Consider the following 19,883-nt stretch of genomic DNA (forward strand, 5'->3'; position numbering starts at 1 on the left):
TGCCGGTCATGGGCAGTTTCAGACCGGCCCAGGTGAAGGGCTCCACGCCCACCGGCGAAAAGACCACGTCAAAGGTCGCGCCTTCCGGGCCAAAGTCGATATTGGTGCAGCGCACCTCGGCCTGCGGCGAGACGCCATAGGGGATCAGGCGGCGGTTCTCGACCTTGGCCGTCAGGGCCAGCACTTCCGGGTGATCGACGCAAACGGCGGCAAAGCCATAGAAGGGGATGTTTTCGACGAAATCGACAAAGCCCTTCTTCACAGCTTCGAAATCGCCCCAGTGGTCAAGGTGTTCGGCGTCGATATTGGTAACGATGGCCAGGGTCGATTTCAGGCGCAGGAAGGAGCCGTCAGACTCATCGGCCTCCACCACGATCCAGTCGCCGTCACCGACCTTGGCATTGGTGCCATAGGCGTTGATAATGCCGCCATTGACCACGGTGGGGTCCAGCCCGCCGGCGTCGAGCAGCGCCGCCACCATCGAGGTCGTCGTCGTCTTGCCGTGCGTACCGCCAACCGCGATGGAAAATTGCAGGCGCATCAGCTCGGCCAGCATTTCGGCGCGCCGCACCAGCGGGATACGGCGCGACCGTGCGGCGATCATTTCGGGATTGTCGTGTTTAACTGCGGTCGAATAGACCAGAGCCGACACGTCGTCGCTGACATGCGCCGCTTCGTGGCCGATAAAGATTTTGGCCCCCAGCTTTTGCAGACGCTCGGTATTGGCCGAGGCCTTGGCGTCCGAGCCCTGCACCTTATAGCCGATCTTGATCATGATCTCGGCAATGCCGCTCATGCCGATGCCGCCGATGCCGACAAAGTGCACGGGACCGAGGTCGAAGGGCGTGGGACGGAGCTTGGCAGGGGCAATCATGGAAGCGTGGACTCGTGGGGTAAGATGAAAGGTGTTCTGCTTTAGAGCGCATTCCGAAAAGTGTGCAACGGTTTTCGGACTCAAATGCGCGACCAACCAAAACGTTAGAGCGAAATACGCTCTAGAACACGGCGACACAGGTGTCACGGAGGATTTTTTGAACGCCACACCGTCGGATCAGATAGGAATAAATCGGATTTAATGCTACAATCCGGGGAGCAGAGGAGCATCCCATGGCCAAGTTTTCCATCTCCATGACCGACCGCATGGCGCAAACCGTTCAACGCCGCGTCGAACAGGGCGACTATAACAATGTCAGCGAATATTTCCGCGATCTGGTGCGCCGCGATGAGGAAAAACAGGCCGCCGAAGACCGCCTGCGCGATATGCTGGACAAGGCCGAAGCGAGCGGCTTCAGCGATATGAGCTTTGACGAGATCTGGAATGATGCCGAAGAGCGCTACCTGAAACGTCAGGCAGCGAAACATGGCTGACTTTACCCTCAGTGATGAAGCGGGTCAGGACTTGAAATCCATAGCGCAGTACACGCTCGACCGGTTCGGCTATGAGCAGGCGCGAAAATATCGCTACGAACTCTACGAAACCCTTATACTGCTGGCGAAACGGCCGTGCATAGGTGCCGCCTGCGAACAGATACGTACGCAGACCCGACGCTTTTCGCACCTGTCGCATATGATTTACTATCGACCGCTACAGCAGGGTATTCTGGTTCTGCGCATCCTGCACCATTCGCAGGACCCGCTACGTCATCTTTAGGTTTCAGCCTCTCCCGACACCTCTGCCTCGGCGCCGTGATCGCCCAGCACCTCACCGACATAGAATTTCATCACCAGCGTGTGCGCCACCACGGTCAGCGGTGTGGCAAACAGCACCCCCAGCGGCCCGAGCAACGAGCCGAAGCCCAGCACGGCAAACAGCGTGATAACGGTCGGCACGGCCGCGACGTGCTTTTGCACCATCGGCGTGATGATGTTCGACTCAAGCTGCGACACGCCAACATAGATGACGAGCGCCGCCACGAAGGTCGTCATATTTTCTGACGCCGCCAGCAGCAGGCCCGGCCCCGCCGACACCACCGGCCCGACGATGGGCACAAACTGCGCCAGACCGGACATCAGCCCCAGCGCTCCGGCCGAGGGCACACCGGCAATGCTGAGCCCGATGGCCGTCAGCGACCCGACCAGCACCATCGAAAACAACTGGCCCAAAAGCCACAGACGCAGCGCCTTACCGCTCAGATTGAGGCCGTCCCGCACGCGCTCCTTCTGCGACTTGGGGAACAGGCGCACCACCCCGTCGCGATAGCTGCGCGGGTGCATGGCCATGAAGATACCCGCGACGACGACCACCACCAGATTGGCAATCGAAGAGGCGATTTCCCCGGCGATCTTGGGCACCAGAGACAACACACCCGACGCCTGCTGACCGAGATTATTGATCTGATCCAGCACCGTGGCCCCGGCCTCAGAGGCGCGCAGACGCGCCTGAAGCTGTGCCCAGGCTTCGGGCAGTTCGCGCGAGAGGTTGTTGGTCTGGCGCACGATCTCGCTGCCGAACAGCCAGCCCGACGCCGCCAGAAACGACACGAGGAACAAAAGCGCCAGCAGCACCGCCCAGTTGTCCTTGAGCTTCAGATACTTGACCAGCGGCTCCGCCGTGGCGCGCAAAACGGTCGCCACCACCACCGCCCCAAAGACCAGCAGCCAGATGCCGATCAGCTTGAAGGCCAGAAGGCTTAAACCCACCACCATCAGCAGGAACAGCGTCTTCTGGACAAAGCCCGCATCGAGCCGGTTACGCGCAAAAAACATGGGAAGCCCCCGTTACTCTAAAAATCATCCCGATCTAGCGGCTGCGCAGATAAGGAAACAATTAGTCCGCTCTCTTGCGCTTCACCGTTCGCTCGACCAGATCGGCCAGAAGCTGCGCCGCGTCGGGCCGCGCCACCGATTTGGCGGCAGCGGCGCGCGTTTCAAGGCCCGCCGCCCCTTCTTCGATCAGGGCGCGGATGGCCGCGCTCAGGCTTTCGACCGTCACATCGTCTTCGCGCAGCACCACGGCGGCGCCGGCTTCTTTCAGCACGGCGGCGTTGTGCGTCTGGTGGTCATCCGCGGCGATTTTCAGCGGGATCAGCAGGGACGGCTTGCCCGCCACGGCCAGTTCGCAGCAGGTCGAAGCGCCCGACCGGCCAATAACGATATGGGCTCGGCCCAGCCGCTCAGCCATATTGTCGAAGAATGGCGCGACCTCGGCCTCGATCTCGGCCTCGGCATAGGTTTTACGGGCGAGGTCGATCTGCTCGGCGCGGGTCTGCTGCTCAACGCGCAGGTTGATGCGCAGCGACACCGGCAAAAGCGCCAGCGCCTGAGGCACGGTTTCGGACAGAATCTTCGCCCCCTGCGATCCGCCGGTGATCAGCAGGCGGATTTCCTTGTCGATGGGCGGATAGGGCTTGCCATAAAGCGCCCGTATATCCGGACGCACCGGATTGCCGACCACCTGCACCTGCCCTTCCAGCACAGCCGGGGCCATTTTCAGCACCGGAAAGGCGCAGGCCACCGCATCGACCCTGGCGCACAGTTGGCGGTTGGAGCGCCCCAGCACCGAATTCTGTTCGTGCAGCAGGGTCACGTCCTTGCGCGACAGAGCCGCCATCAGGGCCGGATAGGAGGGATAGCCGCCAAAGCCGATCACCGCCCAGGGCCTGAGGCGCTTGAACGCCTTGCGCGCCTGTTGCGTACCGGTGAAGATTTTCAGCGCCGCCTTGGCCATGCCGATGAGATCGCCGCGCCTGAAGGTTGCGGCTTCCAGCGACAGGCGCTCTATCGCCGGGAATTTTTCGGCATAAGCCGCCCCGCGCGCGTCGGACGCCAGCACCACCTGCCAGCCACGCGCGATCAGCTCACGCGCCAGCGCCTCGGCCGGGAACATATGCCCGCCCGTCCCCCCGGCAGCCACCACGGCCAGCGGCGTTTCGGAAAGGGGTTTGGGTTTTCTCTTACGGGCCATAGATATTTGCTCATGTAATCCCGCCCGTAAACGGGACAAGGGTCTGGGTTACCACTGCGTATGGTCGTCCGGTTCGATTTCGGCCGGGCGTTTGCGCGTCAGGGCCAGAATCAGCCCCATGGTCAGCCCCATCGCCATCAGCGACGACCCGCCATAGGAGATGAACGGCAGGGTCATGCCCTTGGGCGGAATGACCTGCAAGTTGACGCTGATATTGATCAGCACCTGCATCCCCAAAAGGATATACAGGCCCGATGTGGCAATCTGACGAAAGGCGTCAGGCATGGCCATAGCCTTCCACAGGCCACGCAGCACGACGAACGCAAAAATGGCGATCAGCAGCAGCGACATCCACAGACCATATTCTTCCGCCGCCACCGAATAGATAAAGTCAGTGTGCATGTCGGGGATCAGGCGCTTCATGGTCCCTTCGCCGACGCCGGTGCCGGTCAGACCGCCATTGGCGATGGCCGCCGCGGCGCGTTCGACCTGAAAACGGTCGCCGTCCGGGTCGATAAAGTCCTTAATGCGGTCACGGAAGTGCGGCAGGATGAAGTAGAGGCTGGCAAAACCCGTCACGCCCGCCGCCGACAGGCCGACGATCCAGCGCATGGGCACGCCGGAAATATAGAAACAGGCCCCGAAGGCCACGGTGATCAGGATGGATTGCCCCACATCAGGCTGGATCAGCAGAAGCGCGATGCACAGCGCATAGAGGCAAAAGGCGATGGTCACACCCGGCACGCCCTTGCCCTTTTGCCCTTCGGCAAACATCCACGACACCAGCACGATCAGGGCGGGCTTGAGAAATTCCGAAGGTTGAAGGCTGAAAAAGCCCAGATCGAGCCAGCGCCGCCCGCCCTTTGACGTGTGCCCGATCAGTGGCAGCATGGCCATGACGAAGATAGCGCCGCCATAGATGGCGACGCTGGCGCGCTTCACCCCTTTCAGCGAAAACATCGAAATGCCGAGCATCAGAGCCACCGAGGCGAAGGCAAACAGCACATGGCGCTGGGTGAAGTAGAATTCGTTGGTGATCCCCACCTTGGGCGCGGCGACCGGCGACGACGAAAATGAAAAGACCAGCCCGGCGAAGATCAGCAGCAACACAAAGCCGAGCGTCAGCTTATCCACCGTCCACCACCACATGGCGAGCGGCGAGCGGTCGGTGCGCGTAAACGGATGTGCGAAGCCGGAATTCATGGACGGGTAGGGTTCTGCAAGGGGAAAACAGGCCCCGCACGGGTCCGGGCCATCGGGCGTCAGAGTCCCGAAACGCGGTTAATTCCGGGTTAAGATTCCGCGAAAGGCGGCATTTATCCTCCCTCTTCGTGGCGGGTGGACAATAGGGCTTTTGCACCGGAGCCCGCCATGTCCATAAAGATCGACCTCACCGCCCTGCCCGCCCCTTTGAAATCGAAACTGGCCCGCACCACCGGCCACATCGCCCTGATCGAACGCTGGAACCGCGACCACGCCGATGGCGATCCGCGCTGGCTGGCCTATATACTGGCCACCGCCTTTCACGAAACAGGCGGCACCTGCCTCCCCGTGCGCGAAACGGGGGCGGCGTCCGATGCGGTGGCCATCGCCAGACTGGAGCGCGCCTTTGCCGCCGGACGTCTGCCGTGGGTGAAGACGCCCTATTGGCGGAGGGACAAGGACGGCAAGTCGTGGCTGGGGCGCGGGCTGGTGCAGATCACCCACCGCACCAACTATGCCCGCCTCGGTCAGGCCATCGGCGAAGACCTGATCAGCGATCCCGACCGGGCGCTGGACCCCGAAGTGGCGCTGAACATTCTGTTCACCGGCATGATCGAGGGCCTGTTTACGGGCAAAAAGCTCAGTGACTATTTCAATCCCCGCCGCTGCGACTGGACCGGGGCGCGCGCCATTATCAATGGTCGCGAAAGCGCGGAGACTGTGGCGGGGTATGCAAAGGCGTTTTACGCGGCCCTGTCTCAGGCCTGACCGGTCATCTGCCGCCAGCGCTCGATCAGGGGCTGATAGGTAGCGGGCCCCTTCTCGAAACACAGTTCATCCGGGCCGATCGTCACAAAGGCCTGCCTGGAGCGCGTCCAGATATGGCCGGCCGGACGCAGCCACGCCGCGTCGTCCAGCGTGCCACCCTTGATATTGAAAGTCTCGGCATCAGGGCGGCGTCCGTGAAACAGCCGCGTCCCGCAGTCCGGACAGAATTCGCAGACCTTTTGCGCGCCGCTTTCGGCCTGCACGTAAAAGCCCTTCGGCTGGCCCTCTATCTCGATATCAGCGGCGCGCACGCGGATCGACTCGCCATAGGCCGAGGAAGACTGCTTCTGGCAATGGGTGCAGTGGCACAGATAGAAGACGACGGGTATGGCCTTGAGCCGATAGCGAATCCGACCGCACTGGCAGCCACCGGACAAGGGAAACGGCGGGACATTGACGGTTTGCATGATACCCTCACGATCAGGCTTTTGCTTTTAGGGATTCATCGCTTGTCACGCCAGACTTTTTCCTGTAATGACCCGCGCTTCCTGACCTGCCGGGCCCCTGACATGCCTTGGCGGGTGCTAACTCTATAAAGAGGACGGCGTTACCCGCGCCGCAAATGAAATGTCAAAACTGAAGACCAAATCGGGCGCCAAGAAGCGTTTCCGCTTCACTGCGTCGGGCAAGGTGAAGGCTGGCGTCGCCGGCAAGCGCCACCGTCTGATCTCGCACAACGGCAAGTACATCCGTCAGAACCGCGGCACGCAGGTGATGTCGGACGCCGATACCGCGAAGATCAAATCCTACATGCCCTACGCCTAAGGAGACGTGAACCATGGCACGTGTTAAAAGAGGCGTCGTTTCTCACGCCCGTCACAAAAAAGTTCTGAAGCAGGCCAAGGGTTTCTACGGCCGCCGCAAGAATACCATCCGCACCGCCAAGGCCGCTGTCGATAAGGCCGGCCAATACGCTTACCGTGACCGTCGCGTCAACAAGCGTAACTTCCGCGCCCTGTGGATCCAGCGCATCAACGCGGCTGCCCGCGTCGAAGGCTTCACCTACTCGCAGTTCATCCACGGTCTGAACCTGGCCGGTATCGAACTGGACCGTAAGGCTCTGGCCGCTCTGGCCGCCAACGACGCCCCGGCCTTCGCCGCCGTGGCCGAGAAGGTCCGCGCGGCTCTGGCGGCGTAAGACTAAGTCTCTTTCAAGAGATACCCGAACACATGGAAAACCCCGCACCGGCAACGGCGCGGGGTTTTTCGTTTTTCTCCTCATCCACGCCTCAGAAGCGGATAACAACAAAACTGTCATGCCGGCGCGTTATGGCGTAGGCTCACGCTTCGGAGCCGCCCCATGACCAGCCGCCGCACCTTTCTTCGCACCACCCTCAGCAGCGCTCTGGCCGCGTCGCTGGGCGGCCTGCCGCCGGCCATTGCCCGCGCGCTGGACATCCCCGCCCACACCCGCACCGGCACGATCAAAGATGTCGAACACGTCGTCATCCTGATGCAGGAAAACCGCAGCTTCGACCACTATTTCGGCACGATGAACGGCGTGCAGGGCTTTGGCGACCGCTTCGTTATCCCGGCCCCGGCGACGCCCAGCCACGCCAACCGCAGCGTCTTCGCCCAGCCGCGCGAGGACGATCCCACCCGGCTGATCGCGCCGTTTGCGCTCAATACCGCCCAGGATTTCCGCCTGATGCGCGTCGAAGGCACGCCGCACAGCTTCAAGGACGCGCAGGCCGCCTGGGACGAAGGGCGTCTGTCGAACTGGCCCAAATCCAAGCACAATCACGCCATGGCGCATTTCGAACGGGCCGATCTGCCGTTCCAGTACGCTCTGGCCGAAGCCTTCACCCTGTGCGACGCCTATTTCTGTGCCATGCATTCGGGCACCAATCCCAACCGCGTGGTCCACTGGACGGGTACCAATGTCGGCCCCAACGGCCCGGTCATCGTCAATGATTATGACGAGTTGCACGCCGATCCCAAGGGCCACGGCGGCTATGACTGGACCACCTATCCGGAGCGTCTGAGTGCGGCGGGCATCGACTGGCGCCTCTATCAGAACATGAAGGACAATTTCACCGACAACCCGCTGGTCGGGTTCAAGACCTATCGCGCGGCGGATAAGGCCACGTCGGGCAAGCTCGCGGACCTCGCCGAGCGTTCGATCCGCACGCGCGACCTCGACAAGCTGAAAGAGGACGTGCTGGCCGGCAAGCTGCCGCAGGTGTCGTGGATCATCGGCACCGCCGAAGGCTCCGAACACCCTTCGACCTCTTCACCGGCGCAGGGGGCCGACTATACGGCGAAGGTGCTCGACGCCCTGACCGCCAATCCGGAGGTATGGGCGAAGACCGTCCTCTTGATCAATTTCGACGAAAACGACGGCTATTTTGACCACGTGCCGCCGCCCGCCCCGCCGTCGCTGGACGCCAATGGGCAGCCGCTGGGCTATGCCGAAGGGGCGGAGCGCGAATATCATCAGGGCGATGACGCGCTGAAAAACCGTCCCTATGGCCTGGGCCCGCGCGTGCCGATGTACGTCATTTCGCCGTGGTCGAAGGGGGGCTTCGTGGCCTCCGAAGTGTTCGATCATACCTCGGTCATCCGCTTTCTGGAAACGCGCTTTGGCGTGCACGAGCCCAATATCTCGCCGTGGCGACGCGCCGTATGCGGCGACCTGACTTCTTGCTTTGATTTCAAAACACCGAACGATCAGCCCTTCTTTGCCCATTTGCCAAAAACCGCTGACCGTGCCGAACAGGCGCGCAAGCTTGGGGGTAAGACGACCCCCAAAACGCCCGACGCCCTCACCGCTCCGGTGCAGGAACAGGGCCTGCGTCCCCGCCGCTCGACGCCTTATGATCTGCGTGCCCCTCTCGATTGCGTACCCAGTCAAAACGTCCGTCACATAGACCTGATTAATCAAAGTGAGACCCGTGCGGCCGTCTTCCATATATACGACCATAATGACCTGAACGCGGCTCCACGCCGGTTTACGGTATCGCCCAAACAGGTTCAGTCGTTATCATTGACGGATCATGACGGCCCTTACGAGTTGACCCTCGTTGGCCCCAATGGGTTCTATCGCTACTACAAAGGCGACAAAACACCCTTGCTCGTTCATCTGGAACAAAGTCGCTTGCTACTCCATAACGCCCATCCTACACGGCCCTTGAGGGTAACGGTCAAAGACCAGTATAGCGAAGCGAAAACAGAGCATTATCTGAAGCCATCGCAAGACGGAGATATATTCGTTGTCGATTTGCAACTCGATTTCAGCCCTAACCACAACTGGTATGATCTGGTCATAGAGGCCGAAGGTTTCATGCAGCGTCTGGCCGGACACGTCGAAGACGGCAAGCCCTCCTTTTCCGACCCAGCGGCCTTCGGTGTGGCGAAGCTGACGGTTTGACGTCCCTCCTCCCTGTTGCGAAGGCATGGGTATAGCGCAGCGAAACAGGTGCGTTGAGGGGTCGGGCCAGCACGATAGCTGGCAAAACCTGTGGTGTTTGACACGGCGGAGATATCCCCCTCCGTCATTTTTCGCTTACGCTCAAAATGCCACCTCCCCATGCCTTCGGCACAGGGAGGAGAGGTGCGAGTCGTTTCTCCTCCCTTTGCCGAAGGCATGGGGAGGTGGATGCGAGTGAAACGCGCAGACGGAGGGGGGCGACCCGGACAGGGGAACACGTCCGAACCCTGATCCGTCTCTCCTGAGCCCCTTGATGACGGTAAAGGCATAGACCGCCCCCTCCGTCTCGGGCGCTACGCGACAGGCAGGAGAAAAGACCAACACCTTCATACCTGCCGCCCAACCCGCGCCGCCTAAGCAGAAAACGCTTCACTCACGGCGCATTGCGCTCTAAACACACGGCGATCCGTTTTCCCCCGTGAGACCATGAGCACCTATTCCGATCTGGCCGCCGAAATCGAAGCCGAAATCCTGACCGCGCAAGACCTTGCTGCGCTCGACGCCGTGCGCGTGTCGGCGCTGGGTAAGACCGGGCGCATTTCCGGCCTTTTGAAAACCCTGGGCGCCCTGCCCCCCGAAGAGCGCAAGGCCACCGGCGCGGCCATCAATGCCGTGCGTGATCAGGTTCAGGCGGCGCTCGATGCGCGCAAGGACGTGCTGGAGGCCGAGCACCTCAGCCGCCGTCTGCAATCCGAGCGCATCGACCTGTCTCTGCCCGCCGCACCCCGCGCCAGGGGCGGCGTTCACCCGACCATGCAGGTCATGGACGAGATGGTGGCGATTTTCGCCGAGATGGGCTTTGAAGTCGCCGAAGGGCCGGACATCGAAGACGACTTCCATAATTTCACCGCGCTGAACTTCCCGGAAAAGCACCCGGCGCGTGAAATGCACGACACCTTCTTCTTCAATCCCGATGAAAACGGGGTGAGGAAACTCTTGCGCACCCATACCTCGCCGGTGCAGATCCGTTCGATGATCGCGGGTAAGCCGCCGTTCCGGCTGATCGTGCCGGGGCGCGTCTTCCGCTGCGACTCCGATCAGACGCACACGCCGATGTTCCATCAGATCGAAGGCCTCGTCATCGACAAGACGGCGCATATGGGCCACCTGAAATGGGTGTTCGACACCTTCCTGTCGCGCTTTTTCGAGACGGACACCGTCATCACGCAGTTCCGTCCGCACCACTTCCCCTTTACCGAGCCGTCGGCGGAGATGGACGTGCGCTATTCGCGCAACGGGGCGGAAATCCGCATCGGTGATGGCGACCGCTGGATGGAAATTCTGGGCTCCGGCATGGTGCACCCGAACGTGCTGAAGGCCTGCGGCGTCGATCCGGACGAATATCAGGGCTTTGCCTTCGGCATGGGCGTCGATCGTCTGGCCATGCTCAAATACGGTGTGCCGGACCTGCGCGACATGTTCGCCGCCGATACGCGCTGGCTCAGCCACTACGGCTTTAGCGGGTTCAGCGCGCCGAACCCGGCAAGCGGATTGAGCTAAAGATGCAAATTGCTGATCTGTACGTTGAACTTATGGACGAAGGGACAACCGTTTATCGTCCTGCCAAGGCATACAGACTGAATGAGCATTTGCTTGTGCTTTCCAATGAATACCACGATCCAACAACCGAAAATTGGTCTGTTTTACCGGGCACATTGATCACGCTCAGGCAAAAACGAACCACCGATGGCATGATTGCCGTTGCTCAAAGATATGAGTTCGCTCAATGAAATTCTCCCTTAGCTGGCTTAAAGATCACCTCGACACCGACGCCGATATTCAGGCCGTCGCCGCCGCCATGACCGCGGCCGGCCTTGAGGTCGAAGACGTCACCGACCCGGCGGCGAAGCTGACGCCCTTTACGGTGGCTAAGGTCGTTGAGGCCGCCCGCCATCCCAATGCCGACAAGCTTCAGGTGCTTCAGGTCGACACCGTCGATGGCCGCAAGGAAATCGTCTGCGGTGCGCCCAATGCCCGCGCCGGTCTGACCACCGTCTATGCCCCCATCGGGGCCTATGTGCCGGGCCTTGACGTCACCCTGGTCGAAAAGCCGGTGCGCGGCGTCGTGTCGAACGGCATGATGTGTTCGGCGGCCGAGCTTGAGCTGGACGGCGATTCCGACGGTATCATGGAGCTTTCCGACGACCTCGCCGTCGGCACCCCGGTCAGCGCCGTCTTCGCGCTGGAGCCCGTCATCGACTTTGAGGTGACGCCCAACCGTCCCGACTGGCTGGGCGTGCACGGCATTGCCCGCGACCTTGCCGCCACGGGTCTGGGGGCCTTCAAAGACGCGCCCATCCCCCCGGTCAAGGGCACCTTCCCCTGCCCCATCACGGTTAAGGTCGATGGCGACGCCTGCCCGCTGTTCTCCGGTCGCGTCATCCGCGGCGTCAAGAACGGCCCATCGCCCAAATGGCTTGCCGACAAGCTGACTTCGATCGGCCTGAAACCCATCTCGGCGCTGGTCGATATCACCAACTACCTGTCGTTCGACCGCGCCCGCCCGCTGCACGTCTATGATGTGGCGAAGCTGTCGGGCAGCGTGATCGAAGCAGGTCTGCCCGCCGACACGTCTGACTTCGTGGCGCTGGACGGCAAGACCTACGCCGTCACGCCGGACATGACGACGATCAGCGACGCTTCGGGCGTCATCGGTTTGGGCGGCGTGATGGGCGGGGCCTCGACCGGCGTTGATTTCGAGACGGTCGATGTCTTCCTCGAATCGGCCTGGTTCGACCCCATCCGTATCGCCCAGACGGGCCGCACCACAGCCATCACCTCGGATGCGCAGTACCGCTTTGCGCGCGGGGTTGATCCGGAATTTGTCGTGCCCGGTCTGGAACTGGCCACTCAGTTGATCCTCGACCTGTGCGGCGGGGAAGCGTCCGAGATCGTCGTGGCGGGCGAGGCCCCGGCGCGCAAGCCCGACGTCGCCTTCGACCCGGCCTATGTGGCGCAACTGACCGGCCTTGACGTGCCGCATGACAAGGTCGAGACGATCCTGACCGCGCTCGGTTTTGGCGTCACCAAGACCACGCCGTGGACCGTCAGCGTCCCCTCCTTCCGCCGCGACGTGGACGGCAAGGCCGATCTGGTCGAAGAGGTGGCGCGCATCTATGGCTTCAACCACATCCCGGCGACGCCCCTGCCCGCCGTGGCCCCCAAAAACGGCGGCGTCCTGACCCCGTCTCAGGCCCGCGCCCGCACGGCGCGCCGCGCGCTGGCCGCTTACGGCTATTCAGAGGCCGTCACCTGGTCCTTTATGCCGCAGGGCTACGCCAAGCTGTTCGGCGGCGGTAGCGACGCGCTGGTTCTGGCCAATCCGATTGCCTCGGAACTGAATTGTATGCGCCCGTCCATCCTGCCGAACCTGCTGGAAGCCGCCGGGCGCAATGCGTCCAAGGGCTATCCCGGCGCGCAACTGTTTGAAATTGGCCCGGTCTATTTCGGCCTTGAGCCCAATGATCAGAAGACGGTCATTGCCGCGCTGAAGGCCCCGGACAAGGCGCGCCACTGGGCCGCCACCGGTCAGGACGCGCTGTTCGCGCTGAAATCCGATCTGCTGGCCTTGCTGGAAGAACTCAATGTGCCGGTCGCCTCGCTGCAACTGGTGCAGGGGTCGAACAGCGGCTGGTGGCATCCGGGCCGTTCGGCGCGCCTGCAACTGGGGCCGAAGACGGTGCTGGCCGAATTTGGCGAACTGCATCCGTCGGTGCTGAAGGCGATGGACCTTGACGGGGCGTATGTGGGCTTTGAAATCCGCCTCGACCTGCTGCCGCAACCGAAAGCGAAATCGGGCAAGTCGAAGGGCGCGCTGAGCCTGTCCAACCTGATGCCGCTGACGCGCGACTTCGCCTTCCTCGTGGCGGCGGGTACGGCGTCCGGCGATCTGGTGCGCGCCATCAGGGGCGCGGACAAGGGGCTGATCAGCGAGGCCCGCGTCTTTGACGTCTATCAGGGTCAGGGCGTGCCGGAAGGTCAGGTGTCGCTGGCGGTTGAGGTCACGCTGCAACCGGCGGACAAGACCCTGACCGAGCCGGAAATCGACGCCGTGTCGCAAAAGATCGTCGCCGCCGCCCAAAAGGCCGGAGCCGTACTGCGCAGCTAGAGCGCAATCCGATAAAGTGGGTACCACTTTTCGGAAAAATTGCGCGACCAAACAAAACTTTAGAGCCATTCGGCGGCTAAACTTAGCCGACGAATGCTCTAAACATCTCCTCCCTGTGCCGAAGGCATGGGGAGGTGGCAGCGAAGCTGACGGAGGGGGATGTCTCTTCCGAGAGACCGGGCAAAACCTTTGGTATTGAAACACCTGCGCCACCCCCTCCGTCTCATCGCCTGCCGGTGCCGATCCACCTCTCCATTGCTTACGCAACAGGGAGGAGAAAGAGTGAATAGGCGTGATGCTCAGGCCTCAAGTTCGGCTATGATCTCGTCCAGCACGCTTGGGGGCACGACCTCACCACGCCGAGCCTGATTCAGCCCCCGCAGCAGGCTGGACATCACCTCGGCCTGCCTCATGTCCTCTTCGATCAGACGCCGGATATAGTTGGCCGGGCTGCCCTCGGCCGATTGGGCATCGACAAAGGCGCTGATGTCATCAGGCAGGTCTATGTTGAGGCGAACGGTCATACACGCAGCGTCCGCCCAAGCTCTAAAATTGTCAACTTTATGCCAACGGTCAAAGATGCTGACCGCATCCGGCCTCTTAGAGCCATATGTCGAAAAGTGGGAGCGGTTTTCGACACATGGCTTTAGCCGATCGCTCGCAGGATCGCGGCCTCAACAGGTGGATGGAAACTTTGACCTGGGTCGAGGTCAAGTGGCGTTCTCAGGGGCAACGCGGGCTGCGCCATAAAGCGCGGCTCGGTTCCGCGATGTGGCTGGGCGGCATGCACAAGAAAAGGGTGACACAGATAGACGGTCCCGGCCGGCCCCGTAGCCAGCGCCACAGGTCGGGCGTCACTTACACCGGCGTCGATTTGGCGGCCGTTCAACCCCTCCTCGCCAAACGGCGCGAGCTGACGCGCAATGTCGAGGTGTGATCCAACCCGGATTCGTGTCGGCGCATCATCCTCACCCACGTCCGAGAAGAGGAAAAGCATGAGGAGCGCGCGACCCCGACTGCGCACATTGATCCGCCAGAGTGAGAAGTCCGTTGCCTCGTTAACCTCCCCATCGGACTCGCGCGGCGCAAAGCTCAGGTCAACGTGCCATCCGGTGTCACCCGGATCTTGGGGGGACGGGAAGCGCACCGGGAAGGTGCCAAGGCCCTCCAGCGGCGCCCACCGGCCAGAACCTACGAGTTGGTCGTAGGCCTGATGCAGGCGCGCCGTGTTCGCGGCCTCCCGGAACGGCTTCTGCCAATAGGCGAAGAGGCGCTCGACGGGACGGGTCCAGGTCTCGGGACGGTCCGGCTCGCCGCTTAGATCGCGCCACATGCGCCTGCGGCCCTGCGTGGCCAGCACACGAGGGAAGGCATGGTCGAAGCGGATAAATCCATCCGTTACAAAGCGCTCGATCTGCCGGGCGTCCAGCACGGGCGCGTCAGTGACACCATCATCAGTCATCGGGATAAAACCAATCAGGGCGGATATGACTTGTGATGGGAGATTAAAACGATATGCAGAAAAGTGTGAGCGGCTTTACGCAAAAACATCGCGACAAACAAAAATTTAGAGCGAAATGGCGATTCCACTGAAAGTCATTTCGCTCTAAAAATCTCCTCCCTGTGCCGAAGGCATGGGGAGGTGGCAGCGGAGCTGACGGAGGGGGATGACTCTTCCGAGAGACCGGGCAAAACCCTTTGGTGTTGAAACACCTGCGTTACCCCCCCTCCGTCTCGTCGCCTGCCGGTGCCGATCCACCTCCCCACAGCAAAGCCGCAGGGAGGAGAGTAGCGTTACGGCCGCAGCACCTGACGGCGGTAGAGATAGGCGGCGATCAGCAGCCCCACTCCCGACATGCCCGCCATTACCCAGTAGCCTCGGCTGCCCAGAGCGTCATAGAGCGGCCCGGACGCCAGAGTGGACAGGCCCATCATCACCCCCGTCACCCAGGCGGCATTGAGCGTCTGAGCCAGACTTTCCGAGCCCTTCGGGGCCATGCGGTTGACCAGATCAAGCCCGGCCAGATAGCAGGCGGCAAACGAAAAGGCGTGCAGGGTCTGCAAAGGCCACAGGATGCCGAGCGGCGGCACAAACCCCATGATGAACCAGCGCAATACGCTGAGGCCCGCCGCCGCCAGCAACAGGGTCCAAGAGCCAAAGCGGTTTCTGAGGCGAAAGCCGAACATCAGGAACAGGATTTCGGCCGCAACCCCCGCCCCCCACAGATAGCCGCAGGTCGCCCCATCGAGCCCCTGCCCCTTCCACAGGATGGTGGAAAATCCGTAATAGAAGGCGTGCGCCCCCTGTACGCAGCCCATCGCCGCCAGCAGCAGGACATAGACCGGATTGCCGAGCAGGGCCCTGACGCGCTGCGCCCCCGTCTCCTGCGGCAGGTAGGCCGGGGCGCGGCCCCCACCCTCTTCGACGTGGCGCGGGGCCGCGGGCAGCAGACGCCACGCCGCCAGCGCGGCCGCAAAACACAGCACCACCACCCAGATGATGATCAGATCGACACCCAGCAGATTCAGCCCGTAACCCACCGCGATATTGGCCGCGATAAAGGCCGCCGAGCCCACGGCGCGCGGGCCGGTATAGTTGAAGCCTTCGCGCTTCGACATCTGGATGGTCATGACATCGAGCAAGGGGCTGATCGAGGTGATGCAGCTATAACCTATGGCCCACAGAGCGACGAACAGCCAGAAGCGCGCCTCCCCGGCCAGCGGCCACAGCATCAGCCCGCCATAGGCCAGCCCGCCCGCCAGCGCCAGCCGCAGCATGGGCGACCGGAACAGCGGAAATTTTTCGGCCCACACCCCCATGACCGGCCCGGTCACGGCGCGCAGCAGCAGCGGCAGGGCCAGAATCAGCCCGATCTGCGCCCCGCTCATGCCCTTTGAAGCGAACCACAGCGGCATATAGGGCAGGCTGGCCCCCGACCCGATAAAGATCAGGGCGTAGAAAAGGCTCTGCCGCTTTACGGTCGTCAGGGCAAAAAGGCTTGAATCGCTGCGCATAATGGGTCTTTGATCGGCGGCAACCGCCACAGCCCGCTGCACAAGTTTCCTTATGACCGATCAAGCCGTCGTCACATTGCCAAAAGGTCTCTATCCGGAGATCGAACCCTACGACACCGGCTATATGCCGACGGAGGGGAAACATCAAATCTATTATGAGCAAAGCGGTAACCCACAAGGGATTCCGGTGGTGGTGGTGCACGGCGGACCGGGCGGCGGGACCAGCCCCAACCTGCGCTGCTACTTCAATCCGAAGGCCTATCGCATCATCCTGTTCGATCAGCGCGGCTGCGGCAAATCGCGACCGCACGCCTCACAGGACCTGTCTCTGGAAGATAATACCACCTGGCATCTGGTCGCCGATATGGAATCGCTGCGGGAACGGCTGGGGGTCAATAAATGGGTGGTGTTCGGCGGCTCATGGGGCTCGACCCTGTCTCTGGCCTATGCCCTGACGCATACGCAGCGGGTGTCGGCCCTGATCCTGCGCGGCATCTTTCTGGTGCGGCAGTCGGAACTGGACTGGTTCTATCAGGGGGGTGCGGCCAACCTCTATCCCGACCTGTGGGAGCGCTTTGTGGCCCCGATCCCGCAGGCCGAACGCGGGAACCTGCTGGCGGCCTATATCAAACGGCTGAACGGCGAAGACGCGGCTGAGCGCGTGCGCTGTGCGCTGGCGTGGTCGGGCTGGGAAGGCGATACCCTGTCGATCGAAGGCCCGCCTGAGGCCCCGACCAAGTTCACCGATCCCGACTTTGCCGTGGCCTTTGCCCGTATCGAGTCGTGGTACTTCCAGAACCGTGGCTTCTTTGAAAGCGACAACTGGATTCTGGAGAACGTCCACAAACTCAAGAACATTCCGGCGTGGATCGTGCAGGGTCGCTATGATGTGGTCACGCCCATGACCTCGGCCTGGGACCTGCATAGGGCGTGGCCGGAGGCGAAGTTCCATCTGGTGAAAAAGGCCGGGCACTCCTCATCCGATCCCGGCGTGCTCGATGGCCTCGTCGCCGCGGCGGACGAAGCCGTGCGGGTGGTGGGCTAGGCCCTCACCCCTTCTGCGGGATACGCACCTCAAACGAGGTGCCCGACGGCCCGGTGTCGATCAGCCGGACATCGCCGCCGTGCGTCTGGGCCAGCTCGCGCGCGATGGCCAGTCCCAGTCCCGACCCGCCGGGGGTCAGCGAGGCCGAAAACGGCTGAAACAGCTTGTCGCGCACGCGCTCAGGGATACCAGGCCCGTTGTCGGAGAGGACCAAAATCACCTCTTCCGCCGTCTTGACCGCGCTCAGCGTCACGCGCCCCACCGTCTTGCGGTTCGGCTGGTTCTCAATCGCCTGACGCGCATTGCGCATCAGATTGACCAGCAGGCGGTGGACGTGGTCGGGATCGGCCTCAAAGAAAAAGCCCTGTTCGGCCTTGAGCGAAAAGCGCACGCGGTCCGGCGTGCGGGCATTGAGCGCCAGACCGGCGTCTTCGGCGGCGGCCTCGGACAGGTCTTTCAGGCGCAGAATCTGGATGCGCGGCGGGATTTCGTCCGTCTTGCCGTAGTTCAGCACGTTTTGCGCCAGCGTCAGGGCGCGGTCCAGCGCCCGCTCCAGGCGCGGCAAGGCCTTGGTGACATTGGGGTCGCCGGAATAGGCCAGACGCTCAGACGCCATCTGCGCCGCCGTCAGCATGTTTCTGAGGTCGTGGCTGATCTTCGACACCGCCTGCCCCAGCGCCGCCAGTCGCGCGCGGGTGCGCAGGGCATGGCCGACCTCCTGCTGCATCTTAAACAGTTCTTCCTCAATCTGCCCGATCTCATCGTGGCGACCGGACAGTTGCGGCACGGCGGCGCTGTCTTCCGGGTTTTCCTTGAAGCGCGCAATCGAGCGCGTCAGTTGCCGCACCGGGCGCACCACGAAGAAGGACAGGGCCGCAAAGATCAGGGCACCGGCGACCAGCGAAATCAAGAGCGACAGGCGCAGGATCGACCCCAGTTGCTCGCGCAGTTCCTGTTTCAAAGGCTCCGCCGGCACGACGATTTCGATAATGTCGGTGCCCTCGCGCACCTTGGGCACGGCTTCGGTGCGGATCAGGCGGTCTTCGCGCCCGGACAGGGTCTTCCAGGGCCCCCACAGATAGGTCAGGTCGTCGCTGAGGCCACGTTCCTGATGGCGGATGTCGATGACATCGGGTTCGACCGTGCTGCGCGGATCACGCAGCACAAACTGCACCCCGCCGCTTTGCAGGGCGAGGTAGGAGGCCCCGACGCTGTTTAGCAACTGACTCGACAATTCGCGCGACACCGCCCCTTCGGCTGAGGCATCGAGCGCCAGAGAGGCGATTTCGGCCTGACGCACGCGGTCGATCAGCCAGCGTTCCTGATAGGCGGCGAGCGTCGGCACCATGATGATGACCACCATCACCGCCACGAACACCGCCGTCAAAGCCAGCAGGTGACCCGACAGGCCGCTGAAAAAGGAGCGGAAATCTTTCCAGCCGCGTTTCAGGTGCGGCTTGAGCGCCTTCCAACGTTTGCCCAGAAAGGCTTGCAGGCTCTGATCACGCCATTTGCGCGGACGCGGGCTGGCCGCCGCCCCGTCCTCGCTGTCACGCGCCAGTCCCCCGGCGACGCGGAACCGCCGCCCCGGCGTCAGGTCGCGGTGCGGTCCGGTTTCGGCTAAGGTTTCGCTCAGATCGCTCGACATTGCGCTCGGATAAGGTGGCGTAGAGACACATATTAACACAAATCCGTGAAGGGTCAGTGTAAAATCACCCGGCGCGCGCTCACCGTGTCATAAAGATTCTGCGGCCTCGGTGCGAATCCCGGCGCATAGCCATTGACAAGCCCGCGCGCACGGTTTAGTGACGCCGCCTCTTCTTTCAACGATGGCTCGCACACACTGGGTTATCGTGTCCAAACCCCGGAGCTACAACCGTGAAACGCACTTACCAGCCGAGCCGTCTCGTCCGCAAGCGCCGCCACGGCTTCCGCGCGCGCATGGCCACCAAGAATGGTCAAAAAGTCGTCGCCCGTCGCCGTGCCAAGGGCCGCAAGCGCCTGACTGCCTAACCCGCAGTTCGGACCACCAACACAGGAAAAGGCCCTTGAAGCGATTCGAGGGCCTTTTTCGTTTGTGTTCATCCCCGCCCTTGACGAAGGCTCTAAGGCAGCGTGTTTTCTCCTCCCTGTTGCGAAGCAATGGGGAGGTGCTGAGCGTAGCGAAGCGGAGGGGGATGACTCAAGACCGTGCCTCAGCCCGAAACCCTGATCATTATGCGCCTGAATCACCAGAGCAAAATGACTTTAAACGGAATCGTCATTTCGCTCTAAATTTTTGTTTTGTCGCGATGTTTTTGCGGAAAACCGCTCACACTTTTGGCTTCGCCGAACTTCGTTTCCGCACATC

Annotated in this window: 20 protein-coding genes; 11 read left to right on the forward strand and 9 right to left on the reverse strand. The window is 62.1% G+C overall.

The annotated features are described in order from the left end of the window. Positions 1 to 874 (reverse strand): Mur ligase domain-containing protein (locus tag LDL37_RS04095; RefSeq protein ID WP_290794754.1); only part of this gene is annotated, 874 nt, incomplete at its 3' end. A gap of 233 nt (positions 875 to 1,107) precedes the next feature. Here LDL37_RS04095 and LDL37_RS04100 point away from each other — a divergent pair. After that, the gene (locus LDL37_RS04100; protein ID WP_290794757.1) at positions 1,108 to 1,368 is read left to right on the forward strand and encodes a type II toxin-antitoxin system ParD family antitoxin; all 261 of its coding nucleotides are present in this window, start codon (positions 1,108 to 1,110) and stop codon (positions 1,366 to 1,368) included. Further along, the gene (locus LDL37_RS04105; protein WP_290794760.1) at positions 1,361 to 1,651 is read left to right on the forward strand and encodes a type II toxin-antitoxin system RelE/ParE family toxin; all 291 of its coding nucleotides are present in this window, start codon (positions 1,361 to 1,363) and stop codon (positions 1,649 to 1,651) included. Before LDL37_RS04100 ends, LDL37_RS04105 begins: the two co-directional genes overlap by 8 nt. Here LDL37_RS04105 and LDL37_RS04110 read toward each other — a convergent pair. From LDL37_RS04110 to LDL37_RS04120, 3 genes are all read right to left on the reverse strand, one after another. Next, positions 1,648 to 2,706 carry an AI-2E family transporter gene (locus LDL37_RS04110; RefSeq protein WP_290794764.1) on the reverse strand — a complete coding sequence of 353 codons (1,059 nt, stop codon included), beginning with the start codon at positions 2,704 to 2,706 and terminating at the stop codon, positions 1,648 to 1,650. The two genes, LDL37_RS04105 and LDL37_RS04110, sit on opposite strands and share 4 nt — an antisense overlap. A gap of 61 nt (positions 2,707 to 2,767) precedes the next feature. Further along, positions 2,768 to 3,904, reverse strand: coding sequence for an undecaprenyldiphospho-muramoylpentapeptide beta-N-acetylglucosaminyltransferase (gene murG, locus LDL37_RS04115; protein ID WP_290794767.1), 1,137 nt, complete (start codon positions 3,902 to 3,904; stop codon positions 2,768 to 2,770). 48 nt (positions 3,905 to 3,952) lie between these two features. After that, a complete protein-coding gene (locus LDL37_RS04120) occupies positions 3,953 to 5,107 on the reverse strand; it encodes a putative peptidoglycan glycosyltransferase FtsW (RefSeq protein ID WP_290794770.1) in 1,155 nt (384 codons plus the stop codon). Between the two features lie 168 nt (positions 5,108 to 5,275). Here LDL37_RS04120 and LDL37_RS04125 point away from each other — a divergent pair, with 168 nt between their 5' ends. After that, positions 5,276 to 5,875, forward strand: coding sequence for a glycoside hydrolase family 19 protein (locus LDL37_RS04125; protein WP_290794773.1), 600 nt, complete (start codon positions 5,276 to 5,278; stop codon positions 5,873 to 5,875). On the opposite strand, the gene LDL37_RS04130 is transcribed toward LDL37_RS04125, so the two are convergent. Beyond that, the gene (locus tag LDL37_RS04130; protein ID WP_290794776.1) at positions 5,866 to 6,342 is read right to left on the reverse strand and encodes a GFA family protein; all 477 of its coding nucleotides are present in this window, start codon (positions 6,340 to 6,342) and stop codon (positions 5,866 to 5,868) included. The genes LDL37_RS04125 and LDL37_RS04130 overlap by 10 nt on opposite strands. A gap of 160 nt (positions 6,343 to 6,502) precedes the next feature. Between LDL37_RS04130 and rpmI the strand changes: the two genes are divergently transcribed. The 6 genes from rpmI (at position 6,503) to pheT (ending at position 13,473) form a co-directional block, all read left to right on the forward strand. Continuing rightward, positions 6,503 to 6,700: a 50S ribosomal protein L35 gene (gene rpmI, locus LDL37_RS04135; RefSeq protein WP_013479283.1), complete on the forward strand. Its 198-nt coding sequence runs from the start codon at positions 6,503 to 6,505 to the stop codon at positions 6,698 to 6,700. A gap of 13 nt (positions 6,701 to 6,713) precedes the next feature. Then, complete coding sequence (gene rplT, locus LDL37_RS04140; RefSeq protein WP_013479284.1) at positions 6,714 to 7,073, forward strand: 50S ribosomal protein L20; 360 nt, start codon at positions 6,714 to 6,716, stop codon at positions 7,071 to 7,073. 162 nt (positions 7,074 to 7,235) lie between these two features. Beyond that, positions 7,236 to 9,305 (forward strand): phosphocholine-specific phospholipase C, encoded by a 2,070-nt coding sequence (locus LDL37_RS04145; RefSeq protein ID WP_290794781.1) that lies wholly within the window; start codon positions 7,236 to 7,238, stop codon positions 9,303 to 9,305. Positions 9,306 to 9,791: 486 nt separating this feature from the next. Further along, complete coding sequence (gene pheS / locus LDL37_RS04150) at positions 9,792 to 10,865, forward strand: phenylalanine--tRNA ligase subunit alpha (RefSeq protein ID WP_290794784.1); 1,074 nt, start codon at positions 9,792 to 9,794, stop codon at positions 10,863 to 10,865. Positions 10,866 to 10,867: 2 nt separating this feature from the next. Next, positions 10,868 to 11,095, forward strand: a complete 228-nt coding sequence (locus LDL37_RS04155; protein ID WP_290794787.1) for a hypothetical protein — start codon at positions 10,868 to 10,870, stop codon at positions 11,093 to 11,095. Next, positions 11,092 to 13,473: a phenylalanine--tRNA ligase subunit beta gene (pheT, locus tag LDL37_RS04160; RefSeq protein ID WP_290794790.1), complete on the forward strand. Its 2,382-nt coding sequence runs from the start codon at positions 11,092 to 11,094 to the stop codon at positions 13,471 to 13,473. Before LDL37_RS04155 ends, pheT begins: the two co-directional genes overlap by 4 nt. Positions 13,474 to 13,772: 299 nt before the next feature. Here pheT and LDL37_RS04165 read toward each other — a convergent pair whose 3' ends face one another. From LDL37_RS04165 to LDL37_RS04175, 3 genes are all read right to left on the reverse strand, one after another. Further along, positions 13,773 to 13,997, reverse strand: coding sequence for a hypothetical protein (locus tag LDL37_RS04165; protein WP_290794793.1), 225 nt, complete (start codon positions 13,995 to 13,997; stop codon positions 13,773 to 13,775). Between the two features lie 122 nt (positions 13,998 to 14,119). Then, positions 14,120 to 14,935 (reverse strand): phytanoyl-CoA dioxygenase family protein, encoded by an 816-nt coding sequence (locus LDL37_RS04170; RefSeq protein WP_290794796.1) that lies wholly within the window; start codon positions 14,933 to 14,935, stop codon positions 14,120 to 14,122. Positions 14,936 to 15,267: 332 nt separating this feature from the next. Next, positions 15,268 to 16,488, reverse strand: coding sequence for an MFS transporter (locus LDL37_RS04175; RefSeq protein ID WP_290794799.1), 1,221 nt, complete (start codon positions 16,486 to 16,488; stop codon positions 15,268 to 15,270). Positions 16,489 to 16,540: 52 nt separating this feature from the next. On the opposite strand from LDL37_RS04175, the gene pip reads away from it, so the two are divergent. Then, positions 16,541 to 17,533: a prolyl aminopeptidase gene (gene pip, locus LDL37_RS04180; RefSeq protein WP_290794801.1), complete on the forward strand. Its 993-nt coding sequence runs from the start codon at positions 16,541 to 16,543 to the stop codon at positions 17,531 to 17,533. 4 nt (positions 17,534 to 17,537) lie between these two features. Here pip and LDL37_RS04185 read toward each other — a convergent pair whose 3' ends face one another. Continuing rightward, on the reverse strand, positions 17,538 to 19,181 hold the full coding sequence (locus tag LDL37_RS04185; protein ID WP_290794804.1) for a HAMP domain-containing sensor histidine kinase: 1,644 nt from the start codon (positions 19,179 to 19,181) through the stop codon (positions 17,538 to 17,540). Positions 19,182 to 19,411: 230 nt separating this feature from the next. On the opposite strand from LDL37_RS04185, the gene rpmH reads away from it, so the two are divergent. Then, positions 19,412 to 19,546 (forward strand): 50S ribosomal protein L34, encoded by a 135-nt coding sequence (rpmH, locus tag LDL37_RS04190; protein ID WP_013479320.1) that lies wholly within the window; start codon positions 19,412 to 19,414, stop codon positions 19,544 to 19,546. Positions 19,547 to 19,883: the final 337 nt, after the last annotated feature.

Origin of the sequence: Asticcacaulis sp. (assembly GCF_020217185.1) — a bacterium.
In the GTDB taxonomy this organism is placed as follows: Bacteria; Pseudomonadota; Alphaproteobacteria; order Caulobacterales; family Caulobacteraceae; genus Asticcacaulis.